We start from the raw sequence: 12,342 nt of genomic DNA on the forward strand, positions 1-12,342 counted from the left end.
CCCGACCGCCTCCTGTTATTGAAATAATGTTGGACACGATTAACCTTGTACTGCACGTGTCCAAAGAATGTACTTTCAGGACATTCCTATCCTTTTAATTGTGCCACAAAGTTGCGAATTTGCAACAGTCCCGCTTCACGCGTATCGGGATTTCCTAGCAAAGGAATCGCGTCTTCCACCTGACGAACGATAGCACTTCCTACAACAACGCCATCGCAGATACGGGAGAAATGCGCCACTTGCTCATGACTGGAGATACCGAAACCTACCGCCACCGGAAGGTCTGTCAGACTTTTCACCGTCTCGATGAAGCTTTCTACACCATCAAAGAAAGAAGCCCTCTCTCCGGTTACACCAAGGGAAGAAACGCAATAGATAAATCCGCTCGCTCCCGTTACAATCCGCTCAATCCGTTCATTAGACGTAGGTGCAACGAGCGGAACCAGATGTACACCGGCACGATGTGCACGCTCACGCATTTCTTCCGATTCCTCAATTGGCAGATCCGGAATGATCATGCCGCTAATATCGTGTTTGACCAACTCTTCAAAGAACACATCCAGTCCAGTCTGCAACACCGGATTATAATAGGTGAACAGCACAAAAGGCAGTTTCACACCTGCCTCACGAGCTTTTGCAGCGGTCTCCATGACAGTACGAATGGTAACCCGGCTCTTCAATGCACGTTCGGAAGCACGCTGAATGACGGGTCCATCCGCTAGCGGATCGGAATACGGAACACCCAGTTCCAGAATGTCTGCTCCGGCCTGCTCAAGCTCCTTGATGATATCGATCGTTGTCTCCACATCCGGGTCTCCAACGGTTAGAAAGGGGATAAGTGCCGTTCGATTCTGTTCCTTCAATTGCTGGAAGGTCTGGTCCATCAGATTCATGCCAAGTCGCCTCCCGTGTATTTCATGATGGATTCAACATCCTTGTCTCCACGTCCCGACAGACAGATGACAACGATATCGTCCGCTGTGAGTTCAGGCGCCAATTTAACAACTTGAGCAACCGCATGTGCAGACTCAAGAGCAGGAATGATTCCTTCCGTCCGGCATAGCAATTGCAGAGCATCCAGAGCTTCCTGGTCCGTGATCGGTACATATTTCGCCCGCTCAATATCTTTGAGATAGGAGTGTTCCGGACCAACACCCGGATAATCAAGCCCGGCCGAGATGGAATGTGCCTCCTGTACTTGTCCATATTCATCCTGCAACAAGTAGCTCATGGAGCCCTGGAATACACCATGCGTACCTTTGCTCATTGTCGCCGCGTGATACTCGGTATCTACCCCTTTGCCTGCGGCCTCAACGCCAACAAGTTTCACATCCTGATCACCGATAAATGGATAGAACATCCCGATTGCATTACTACCGCCACCGACAGCGGCTACAATCACATCTGGCAAACGTCCTTCGATCTCCTGAATCTGACGACGGGTCTCGTCACCGATCACACGCTGGAAATTCCGAACCATCATCGGATAAGGATGGGGACCAACAACGGATCCGAGGACATAGAACGTATCCTCCACATTGCTGACCCAATAACGAAGTGCTTCATTACCTGCATCCTTCAATGTACGTGTTCCAGACGTCACCGGAATCACCTCTGCTCCAAGCAGCTTCATCCGAAATACGTTTAACTGCTGTCGCTGTGTATCCTCTTCGCCCATAAATACTTTGCATTCCAGTCCGAGCAATGCAGCTACTGTCGCCGTTGCAACGCCATGCTGGCCTGCTCCCGTTTCGGCAATCACTTTCTTTTTGCCCATACGTTTGGCAAGTAAACCTTGTCCAATGGCGTTATTAATTTTGTGTGCACCTGTATGATTCAGATCTTCACGTTTCAGATAAATTTTAGGTCCGCCCAACCGACGAGATAATTGCTCTGCATGGTACAATGGCGTTTCACGTCCAGAGTACTCGCTTAGCAGATAGTTCAGTTCCTTGTTAAAATCCTCGTCTTCCGAGAAGTGGCTATAGGCTTCCTCTAGTTCAATGAGTGCGTTCATTAGTGTCTCGGGTACAAAGCGGCCTCCGAAGGGACCGAAACGCCCGTGTTGATCCGGCAATTGATGTGTCATGCCTGCTTCACCCTTTCTACGAATGCTGTAATTTTGGCGATATCTTTCACACCTTCAGTCTCCACGCCGCTGGATACATCGACGCCGAAAGGTGCATATGTCTGTATTAGTTGTTGTACATTATCCGGCTGCAAACCTCCTGCAACGAACATCCCAATGCTGTGACTTTTCGCCCATTCGGCATAGGCAGGAATACGTTCCCAGGCAAAGGTTTTGCCGGAGCCTCCTCCATACTGAGGATCATAGGTATCGAGCAATATCGCATCCACGAATTTATCGTAAGCATCAAGAGCCGTTATGGCTGTATCATCAGCTTCCGAACCCGTTTCATCTTTTGGAAAAGAAATAGCTTTGAACACCTCGGCATTCCACCGTTGCTTCACCTGCTGGCAAAATTCCGCAGTCTCTTGTCCATGCAGTTGAATAACATCCAGTTGAACGACCTCCATAATGTGTTCCAGCTCTTCGAGAGTAGGATTCACAAATACACCGGCAAGCTTCGGTCGATCACAAGCAGACCATTCGAACAGCACCGTTCTTAATATAGCAGCCAGCTCAGGTTCGATTCGGCGGCGTGACTTGGCAAAAACAACACCAATGTAATCCACAGGCAAGTTTATCATCGATTTTAGCACTTCAACGTCCTGAAGTCCACATATTTTTACGGCCGCTGGCAGCGGGTTTCTCAGTTCTGACTGACTGTCGCCTTTGCCATCTTGTATGGAGGTATTCATCATTTGGGTCCCATCAGATCATATACAGCTGCCTCGACATCATCCTTACGCATGAGGTGCTCCCCTACGAGAATACCGTGAACACCTGCTTGGATCAGAGGTACTGTTGATTCTGGTCCATCAATTCCACTTTCACTGATCAAGGTGACACCACTCGGAATCAATTCCATCAAATCCAGTGTCGTATTCAGACTGGTTTCGAATGTTTTCAAATTGCGATTGTTGATGCCCACAAGGGTTGCCTGCGGAATTTCCAATACTTGCTCCAGTTCTGTCCGATCGTGGACTTCAATTAAGGCATCCAGCCCCAGACTTTTGGCGAATTCCAGATATTGACGAATCTTTTCTGGTGTCAGAATGCTGGCAATCAGCAGAATTGCATCTGCACCCAGCAATCTTGCCTCGGCAATCTGTCGTTCATCTATAATAAAATCCTTGCGTAATAGCGGAATATTCACCGCCTGATGGATAGCCTGCAAGTACTCATTATTTCCTTGGAAATACGACACATCTGTTAATACGGAGATGCAGTCTGCCCCCGCTCGTTCATAAGCAGCAGCTATCTCTACCGGATGAAAATCCGAACGGATCAACCCTTTGGAAGGCGAAGCTTTCTTCACTTCAGCGATAAGACCGAGTTTGCGATTGCGTCTGCTCGATAATGCTTGTTCGAACCCCCGGGTTGCGGGTAGTTGTTCGATTTTTTGGATAGCTTCATCCATGCGAAATGTTTGTGCCAGAACTTCAACTTCTTTATGTTTGGTTGCAACGATTCGATCAAGATACATGACTGTACGCCTCCGTTGTATGAATTAACTGTTCAAGCTTCCCGGCAGCTTTCCCCGAATCTACCGCTTCTGCGGCAAGTGTCACCCCTTCTGCAATGCTATCTGCAAGACCGGATACATAGATGCATGCTCCGGCGTTCAGCAGAACGACATCTCGGTAGGCACTCTGCTCACCCTGGAAGATCCTCTTAATAATTTCGGCATTCTGTGCCGCATCTCCTCCAAGCACTGCTTCGAGCGGATGCAGAGACAAACCCATATCACGTGGATCAATATCATAGGTGTGCACTTCACCATTGCGAAGTTCAGATACCTGAGTCGGTGCCGAGATGCTGATTTCATCCAGACCATCATGACTGGCCACGACCAACGCTCTTTTGAGACCAAGACGATTCAGTACTTCAGCAATCATCGGCGTCCGGGAACGATCATACAGGCCAAGCAATTGGCGATCCGCTCCTGCAGGATTGGTTAAAGGTCCGAGCATGTTGAAAATGGTACGAACACCCAGCTCTTTTCTTGGTCCTGCTGCATGCCGCATGGAAGGGTGATATACCTGGGCAAAACAGAAGCAGATTCCGATATCATCCAGACATTGTCTGGCCTGCTCACCGTTCAGATGAATATTTACACCGAGTGCCTCTAATACATCAGCGCTTCCAGCTTTGCCTGAAGCGGAACGGTTGCCATGTTTAGCGACCCGAACCGAGACGGCCGAAGCAATGATGGCAGATGCTGTGGAAATATTGAATTTGTGAATACCCGAACCGCCTGTTCCACAAGTGTCCAGCAAGCCGCTGCCATCCGTGAGAATTCGTCCGCCTTGACCACGCATCGCTTCAGCAAAACCGGTGATCTCATCCACCGTTTCCCCTTTCATCCGCAGCGCCATCAGCAAACCTCCGATTTGAGCCGGCGTTGCCTCACCTCTCATGATCAAATACATCAAATCTCGTGCTTCGGCTTGCTCCAAATGGCCGCCCTCCAAAACCTTTGCCAGGCCATTCTTCATGCCCTCCTCACGAGCAATCTCAGCTACGGGTGTTACTGATTTCTCATTCATCATTGGGTTCATGTTCATCTCCGGTCTCTCCTCTCTCTCAGTTCTTAGCGGCCGCTGGTGTGACAAAATAGTCTGCATTCGCCAGTCTCAACGTGCTGTCTTTGTCTTTGGCAGGAAACATTGCTTCTGCTGTTCGAATGGCCTTAAGCAGCGCTTTGGCTTTGTTAACCGTTTCCTCGTATTCATTCTCAGGCACAGAATCCCACACGATTCCCGCTCCGGCCTGAACATATGCTTTTCCTTTTTTGAAAATAATCGTACGAATCGTAATACAGGAGTCCATGTTACCCGAGAATCCGAGGTATCCGATCGCTCCTGCATAGGCACCCCGTGCCTCTTTCTCCAGTTCCGCGATAATCTCCATCGCACGCAATTTCGGTGCACCGGATACGGTACCCGCAGGCAAACATGAGAGGAATGCATCGAAGAAATCCTTATCGTCTCTAAGCTCGCCCGTAACGTTGGATACCATGTGCATAACGTGAGAATACCGTTCAATCTCCATGAACATGTCACACTTCACACTGCCGAAGCTGGATACACGGCCCAGATCGTTACGGCCCAAATCTACCAGCATCAAATGTTCTGCACGTTCCTTCTCATCCTGGAGCAGATCTGCAGCAAGTGCACGATCTTCCGCTTCTGTCGCCCCTCTTGGACGTGTGCCTGCAATTGGTCGTGTCCCCACACGATTTCCGTCCACCTTGACCAGTGCCTCCGGCGAGGTGCCAACGATAATCTCATCATCCATCTTGAGGTAGTACATGTAAGGCGATGGATTTAGCGTCCGAAGCACGCGATACACGTGAAGCGGAGAAACTTCCGTATCGATATGAAAGCGCTGGGATAATACCACTTGAAAAATATCACCTGCGCGGATGTATTCTTTGGCTTGATCCACATTGCCGATAAACTGCTCCTTCGTAAGATTGGAGCGAATGTCCCCCAGCTCCACGTCTCCCGGAATGGAACGCGGATTCAGGTTTTCCCCGGGTCCTTGCTGCTGCAAACGTTCTGCGGCCTGCTCCAGCTTCTCCGATGTCACTGCATACGCCTGCCGTATCTCATCATCCGTCGCTCCGTCTTTGACGTGTACATTACCGACTAACAGCATTTGCTGCTTCACATGGTCAAACACGATAATCTGGTCACAGAACATAAAACGAATGTCATCCATATTCAGATCATCCAGCGCGTGAGCCGGAAGCTTCTCATAATAGGAAAGCAGATCGTATCCGAAGAATCCAATTGCTCCACCTGTGAATGGTGGCAGTTCATCATCTTTCGGGCTGCGGTACTTACGCAGCAATGCTTTCAGTTCTTCAATCGGTTTGCCTGGCAATTCACGGGTCTTCCCTGCTTCTTCAACAACAATCCGGCCTTTCTTCGCCGAAATCATCAGGAACGGATCTGTACCGATGAACGAGTATCTCGCCCATTGAATACCACCCTCTACACTTTCCAGCAGGAATGCACGGTCGTTGTCAGCATAACGGCGGAATATTCGAATCGGGGTCTCCATGTCTGCCAGAATCCGTTTGACTACCGGAATCAGATTATACTCATTCGACATTTTTAGTACTTGATTAACGTTTGGCGTTATCATCAGATCACGTCCTTTCAGATTTATATAAGTTCAACTAAAAGAGGTTTACACTGAGCACTCCAATGACAGAACAACCTTCCGATCGCTGTTATCCCCAGATTTTTTTGATCCCTTTCTAAAGGGAAAATCCGGTGATAAACGCGAACGCTCCGCTTCTTCACGTTATTTCTGTCCTCTGCGTTTTTGTGTAAAAGTTCAGTTGAACTTATAGGGGTAGAAAAAAGTTGTATATACGAAAAAAACCTCTACCATCAGGTAGAGGTTTGGTTATAAGCTGTATTTAACAGGGTGATGCTTCATAAATAACAAGTCCCTATACTTCGCTGTCGGATTATGCACAGGTTGCTGAATCGATGGAAGTCACATCATTCAATCAGGTAAATACTTCAGTCATAACACGTCAACCACTCAGTCCAATATTTCATTAATAAGGAAGAGTACATTGATTGTGTTTGTACCAAAATATATCAAAACAAAAGATGCCCTAAGACAAATTTGTTCGCCCTGTTCCTGTTACCTATTCCGTAGCACGACGTACCGTGAATCAGTTGACCGGTTTCTGTTGCCCCGGTTACCACCCACTGGACTCTGCTATATACTCCACTAGCTCAGCTGCTCTCAGCTCAATCTCTACTCTACTCAACTGGTTTTCACTATACATCATTATAACCGGTTTGACAACCCACTTGCTTAAGAACCAGAAGGTGCTGCCAGATCTGGACGTAATGCCTGTGCACCATTCAGGTACACATGATTGATTTCATTCTGACTCTTGTTCGTATTCACATGTACCATGAAACGGATGCACTGTGCCAAGGCACCTTTAACCGGAACTTCCAGTGCACACATCAGTGGTACAAGCTCCCAGCCGTCCAGTTGGCGAATAGCTTTTGCCGGGAAAGCAGCATCCAGATCCCCAGTTAACGTAATCCATACACTGCAGATATCTTCCGGTTGGATCTCATTGCGATCCACGATCTCCTGCAACAATACAGCCGTTTCCTTCAAAATCTGTTCTTCGTTGTTATGCGTGACTGTTGTAGCCCCGCGAATTCCCCGTGTGACCATTGCTGTTATTCTCCCTTCCTGAGCATTTCGATGACGTCCCGAACCGCCGCCACAGGTACGTCCTTCACAATTCTTGCAGCTCCAATCCGATCAGGAATGATAAACACCATATGACCTTCACGGAACTTTTTGTCATGCATCATCGCTTCCATTAATGCATCCGTGTCGAGATGCGCAGGCATCGTTGTTGGAAGGCGAAGTGAACGCAGCATGCGGACCGTATCTTCATAGAGCCCTGCTGGCGCACCAAGCTTCTCACCAAGCAATGCTGATCCAGCCATACCGATCGAGATCGCTTCTCCGTGCAGGAATTCTCCATAACCTGCAATCGCTTCAATGGCATGACCTATCGTATGTCCCAGGTTCAACAACGCACGTTCTCCATTTTCCCGTTCGTCTCTGGATACAATCTCTGCCTTAATACCACAACCGCGCTCCAAGCCGTATCCCAATGCTTCCGGATTAAGCGCAAGCAACTCTTCCGCATGCTCCTCACACCAATGTGCAAAAGCCTCATCACGGATTAGTCCATGCTTCAACATCTCTGACAACCCTGCCGATACATCTCGTGGTGGCAAGGATTGAAGTGTGTCCACATCATAGAGCACTAGCTCGGGCTGGTGGAATGCACCGATCATATTTTTGGCCAGCGGATGATTGACAGCTACTTTGCCGCCCACACTGCTGTCATGCGCCAAAATCGTTGTAGGTACTTGAACAAACTTGATTCCACGCATATATGTAGCAGCAACAAAGCCAGCCAGATCACCTACGACACCCCCACCTAGGGCCAGAATCGCAGAGCTCCGATCCAGTTTGCCTTCGATAGCGACAGTCATCATATCCTGGTACACCGAAAGGGATTTCGATGTTTCACCAGAGGGGACAACCGCCGATACGACTGTATAACCAGCCGTACGCAGCGTTTGCTCCAAACCTGACAAGTATTTGGGTGCCACATTTTCATCTGTAATGATGAGTAACGGACTTTTTTTGGTCAAGCCATATTTCTCAAAATATTGAGGTGCTTGCGCCAATAGGCCGCTACCAATCAGTATCGGATATGAGCGTTCCTCCAACTGTACCGTCAGCTGACGCATATTAGTAATTCTCCAGCTGAGCGTTATAGCTGGCCACGTTCGCACGGATCTCTTCCATCGAATCCCCGCCGAATTTCTCCAGGAATGCTTTGGCAATTTCCCACGCTACGACATGCTCCATAACCACACTCGCTGCGGGTACAGCACAAGCGTCTGAACGTTCAACCTGAGCCGTGAATGCTTCTTTCGTATCAATATCGACACTTTGCAGTGGCTTATACAACGTTGGGATCGGCTTCATCACACCACGTACAACCACTGGCATACCGTTCGTCATCCCACCTTCGAATCCACCGAGACGGTTGGTTGCCCGATGGTAGCCGCGCTCATCCGTATGCATGATCTCATCATGCACCTGTGATCCACGAATGACTCCGGCTTCAAATCCAATACCAATCTCTACACCTTTGAATGCATTAATGGACATTACACCTTGAGCGATTCGTGCGTCCAGCTTGCGATCGTATTGAACATAACTTCCCAAACCAACAGGCACACCTTCAACGATACACTCTACAATTCCTCCAATGGAGTCACCTTCCTGTTTGATCTGGTCAATGTAGGCTTCCATCTTCTTCTCTGTCTCAGCATCTGTGACACGTACAGAGGAAGCTTCTGTCACTGCGATCAGTTCATCAATCGGAAGGTCATGGTAAGGAGCTTCGATCTCTCCGATGCGAAGCACGCGCCCAGCTACCTTAATCCCGAATTCAGCCAGGAACTGACGTGCAATGGCACCACATGCCACACGTACCGTTGTCTCACGCGCACTGGAACGCTCCAGTACATTACGCAAGTCTTTGAGATTATACTTGAGTCCACCGTTCAGATCGGCGTGTCCAGGACGCGGACGATGAACGCGCCGTTTCTCTTCGTCACTGCCTTCGATCGGCTCAATATTCATAATATTCTGCCAATGTTTCCAGTCATTATTTTGAACAACCAGCGCTACTGGAGCACCTGTTGTATATCCGTGACGGATACCACCAACGAAATTGGCCTGATCCTTCTCGATCTGCATCCGACGTCCACGGCCATAACCTTTCTGGCGGCGGTGAAGCTGGAAATTCAGTTCTTCAAAGTTAATCGTCAAATTACTTGGCAATCCTTCAATAATAGCGGTCAATTGGGGTCCGTGCGTCTCCCCTGCGGTTAAATAGCGTAAACTCATAATACGTTCCCCCTTTAAACTGTTAAACTTCACATTGCTAAAATCCCATAATTTCTTTGCTTATTATAGTATAGCTGACCGGCTTTGACAAGAAAGTCGGCTCTTTCTTGAACTTAATATACAAATAACCGCCTGAACACATGTACATGTGCTTCAGACGGCTCAACAACCAATATCATTATTTCTTCCGATAGAAGAATGTCTCTGCTGTCTCCAGACCATATTGTCCCGGGGAGAAGATCTGCTCCGTACTGCCCACAAACAAAATACCGCCTGGACGCAAACTTGCTGCAAATTTGTGATACAACAGGTTTTTGGCTTCCTCGGTAAAATAGATCATGACATTCCGGCACACAATCAGATCGTACCCATCGTCAAAACGGTCCACCAGCAAATTTTGTTTCATGAACTTGATCGAATTTTTGAGTTGCTCATCAATACGGTATACCAAGCCATCCTGCTTGAAGTAACGGTTCGCCGTTTCCTTGGGCACATCCTTAAGTGAGCGTTCCATATAACGCCCTTCCTTGGCTTTGGCCAATGCACCTTCATCCAGGTCGCTTGCCGTAATGGAGCTGTCCTTCAAAATACCCATCGTGTCCAGAATCATGGCAAGTGTATATGGTTCTTCACCTGTTGAACAGGCTGCACTCCACACTTTGACACGACGCTTGGAACCCAGCAGCTCAGGCAGGATCTCGTCCCGCAGTACTTCCCAACGATTGGGATTACGCCAGAATTCCGACACGTTAATCGTCATGCGATCAAGGAACTCGTAGAACAATGATTTATCTTTCTGCATAGCCTCAAAAAAGATAGAAAATGTATGAAACCCGTTTTTGTTGCGAAGTGTGGTCAGCCTTCTTTTCATCTGGCCTTCCTTGTATTGAGCAAGATCAATGCCTGTGCTCTCTTTGATTTTACGAATGAATCCGGTGTAATCCGGGTCTAGTAGTTGTTCTTGCTCCAGCATCGTGTATCACCCTTTTGGCTAATAATTACAACCAGGCTGCGATGCTCTTGTCGTATACCACCAGTTCATCTGAAGCAAAGAAATTTGCTGCTTCACGGGAAGCACTTTCCGGCGAATCTGCCCCATGAATCAGATTATGTGGTGTGTGGCTGGCGAAGTCTCCGCGAATGGTACCCGGAGCGGCTTCCTTCACATTGGTTTTTCCGATGACAATGCGGGCAAGCGCCACAATATCGTCCCCTTCCCACACCATGGCAAATACAGGCCCAGATGTGATAAAACAAACCAAATCATCGAAAAAGGGTTTGCCCTCATGTTCAGCATAATGGCGTTTTGCCTGATCCTCAGACATCTGCACCAATTTACCTGCCACCAACTTAAATCCTTTGTCTTCCAGACGGCTAATAATTCGACCGATCAAACCACGCTGCACACCATCCGGCTTCACCATCAAAAATGTACGATCCATCAGCTCACTCCTCACTCACGGTTCAAAGTTAATCACTATGTAAACGCAATCCCTCTGATTGTAACATACATGTCCAAATCCTCCCAATGAGGAATTTCACACATCTGTTTATCTGTGTTTGTGAGTCTTGGGTCATACAATGTTTAATGTGTACGTTTCACCACAAAATGAGCGATATCACGCAAGTTTTTGGTCGTCTTGATGTTAGGCAGCTGATCCAGAGCATCGAGCGCTTTCTTCATATATCGGTCAGCAAGGGCTTCTGCTTTAGCAATTCCTTGACTTTGGCGAATCATTCCAATTGCGTCCGAGGCACTCGCCCGTCCTTCCTCATGCTGGACACGGGAAATCTCCTTCAGCAGAGGTTCACGCAGCTCAGTTTCTTGGAGCGCATACAGCACAGGAAGAGTGATATTCCCCTGCTTCATGTCACTGCCAGGTGGCTTGCCAAGTTGTTTCTCCGTACCTACCAGATCAAGTACATCATCTTGAATCTGGAAAGCCATCCCCACATTGTAGCCATAAGTATACAGCAGAGAAGATACATGCTCAGGGGCACGTGTGGCCAAAGCCCCTAACTGACAACTGACCGCAATCAGAAGTGCTGTTTTACGGCGAATCCGTAGCAGATAGTTACGGACACTTTGTCCCGTATTGAAAAAGTCCCGAATCTGCTCCATCTCACCGATGGACATCTGTACCATGGCTTTGGCAAGTATGCGATGAATAGCCGGGTCGGATAATCCTGAAGTCATTTCAAGTGCCTTACCGTAGATATAGTCTCCAGTGTACATGGCAATCCGATTATCCCATTTTGACTTCACCGTGGGTTTCCCACGACGTGTCTCCGCATTATCAATAACATCATCATGAACAAGGGAAGCGGAATGAATGAGTTCCAGCGGAACCGCAACCAACTTCAGACGTTCAATATCATATGTACCAAATTTCCCGCCAAGTAACACAAAAACGGGCCGCAACCGTTTTCCTCCTGCTTTAAGCAGATGAAGAGACGCTTCACTAAGCAGCTTCTGTTCTCCTCGAACACTGCGATACAACTCTTTCTCAATGTAATCCATGTCCTTTTTTAACAACCCGAAAATATCCAATAGTTTCATTCGTTCACCCGTATCAGCGTATTGTCAGTCCATAAATCCATGCTTACCTTCCCCTCCAGCAAGTCGGGCCTGCAGGCATCACGAAAAACCAGGCTTACCGTTCTTGCTTGTGTTCTTCTATAAGGTAATCTAACGTATTATTCTTCTTCGAATGTCATGGCCG

12 protein-coding genes are annotated in these 12,342 nt (G+C 48.1%); all 12 read right to left on the minus strand.

The window, feature by feature from the left end; translation table 11 throughout:
* Positions 1-86: 86 nt before the first annotated feature.
* The 12 genes from trpA to FS628_RS13060 all read right to left on the minus strand — a co-directional run bounded on the left by trpA (position 87) and on the right by FS628_RS13060 (position 12,179).
* Positions 87-893 carry a tryptophan synthase subunit alpha gene (gene trpA, locus FS628_RS13005; RefSeq protein ID WP_145322466.1) on the minus strand — a complete coding sequence of 269 codons (807 nt, stop codon included), beginning with the start codon at positions 891-893 and terminating at the stop codon, positions 87-89.
* Positions 890-2,089: a tryptophan synthase subunit beta gene (gene trpB, locus FS628_RS13010; protein ID WP_145322468.1), complete on the minus strand. Its 1,200-nt coding sequence runs from the start codon at positions 2,087-2,089 to the stop codon at positions 890-892. Before trpB ends, trpA begins: the two co-directional genes overlap by 4 nt.
* The gene (locus tag FS628_RS13015) at positions 2,086-2,823 is read right to left on the minus strand and encodes a phosphoribosylanthranilate isomerase (RefSeq protein WP_145322470.1); all 738 of its coding nucleotides are present in this window, start codon (positions 2,821-2,823) and stop codon (positions 2,086-2,088) included. The genes trpB and FS628_RS13015 overlap by 4 nt, the downstream gene beginning before the upstream one ends.
* Entirely contained in the window at positions 2,823-3,611 is a 789-nt protein-coding gene (gene trpC, locus FS628_RS13020; RefSeq protein ID WP_145322472.1) for an indole-3-glycerol phosphate synthase TrpC, read from the minus strand. The genes FS628_RS13015 and trpC overlap by 1 nt, the downstream gene beginning before the upstream one ends.
* Positions 3,601-4,641: an anthranilate phosphoribosyltransferase gene (trpD, locus tag FS628_RS13025; protein WP_145324136.1), complete on the minus strand. Its 1,041-nt coding sequence runs from the start codon at positions 4,639-4,641 to the stop codon at positions 3,601-3,603. Before trpD ends, trpC begins: the two co-directional genes overlap by 11 nt.
* A 70-nt stretch (positions 4,642-4,711) precedes the next feature.
* Positions 4,712-6,280 carry an anthranilate synthase component I gene (gene trpE / locus FS628_RS13030; protein WP_145322474.1) on the minus strand — a complete coding sequence of 523 codons (1,569 nt, stop codon included), beginning with the start codon at positions 6,278-6,280 and terminating at the stop codon, positions 4,712-4,714.
* A 690-nt stretch (positions 6,281-6,970) separates the two neighbouring features.
* Positions 6,971-7,348 (minus strand): chorismate mutase, encoded by a 378-nt coding sequence (aroH, locus tag FS628_RS13035; protein ID WP_145322476.1) that lies wholly within the window; start codon positions 7,346-7,348, stop codon positions 6,971-6,973.
* Positions 7,349-7,353: 5 nt separating this feature from the next.
* The gene (gene aroB / locus FS628_RS13040) at positions 7,354-8,448 is read right to left on the minus strand and encodes a 3-dehydroquinate synthase (protein WP_145322478.1); all 1,095 of its coding nucleotides are present in this window, start codon (positions 8,446-8,448) and stop codon (positions 7,354-7,356) included.
* A gap of 1 nt (position 8,449) precedes the next feature.
* The gene (gene aroC / locus FS628_RS13045; RefSeq protein WP_145322480.1) at positions 8,450-9,619 is read right to left on the minus strand and encodes a chorismate synthase; all 1,170 of its coding nucleotides are present in this window, start codon (positions 9,617-9,619) and stop codon (positions 8,450-8,452) included.
* Between the two features lie 178 nt (positions 9,620-9,797).
* Positions 9,798-10,592: a CheR family methyltransferase gene (locus FS628_RS13050; RefSeq protein ID WP_145322482.1), complete on the minus strand. Its 795-nt coding sequence runs from the start codon at positions 10,590-10,592 to the stop codon at positions 9,798-9,800.
* A 25-nt stretch (positions 10,593-10,617) separates the two neighbouring features.
* A complete protein-coding gene (gene ndk, locus FS628_RS13055; protein ID WP_145322484.1) occupies positions 10,618-11,061 on the minus strand; it encodes a nucleoside-diphosphate kinase in 444 nt (147 codons plus the stop codon).
* A 143-nt stretch (positions 11,062-11,204) separates the two neighbouring features.
* Positions 11,205-12,179: a polyprenyl synthetase family protein gene (locus FS628_RS13060; RefSeq protein WP_145322486.1), complete on the minus strand. Its 975-nt coding sequence runs from the start codon at positions 12,177-12,179 to the stop codon at positions 11,205-11,207.
* Positions 12,180-12,342 lie beyond the last annotated feature (163 nt).

It is taken from the genome of Paenibacillus xylanexedens (assembly GCF_007676705.1).
GTDB lineage: Bacteria > Bacillota > Bacilli > Paenibacillales > Paenibacillaceae > Paenibacillus > Paenibacillus xylanexedens_C.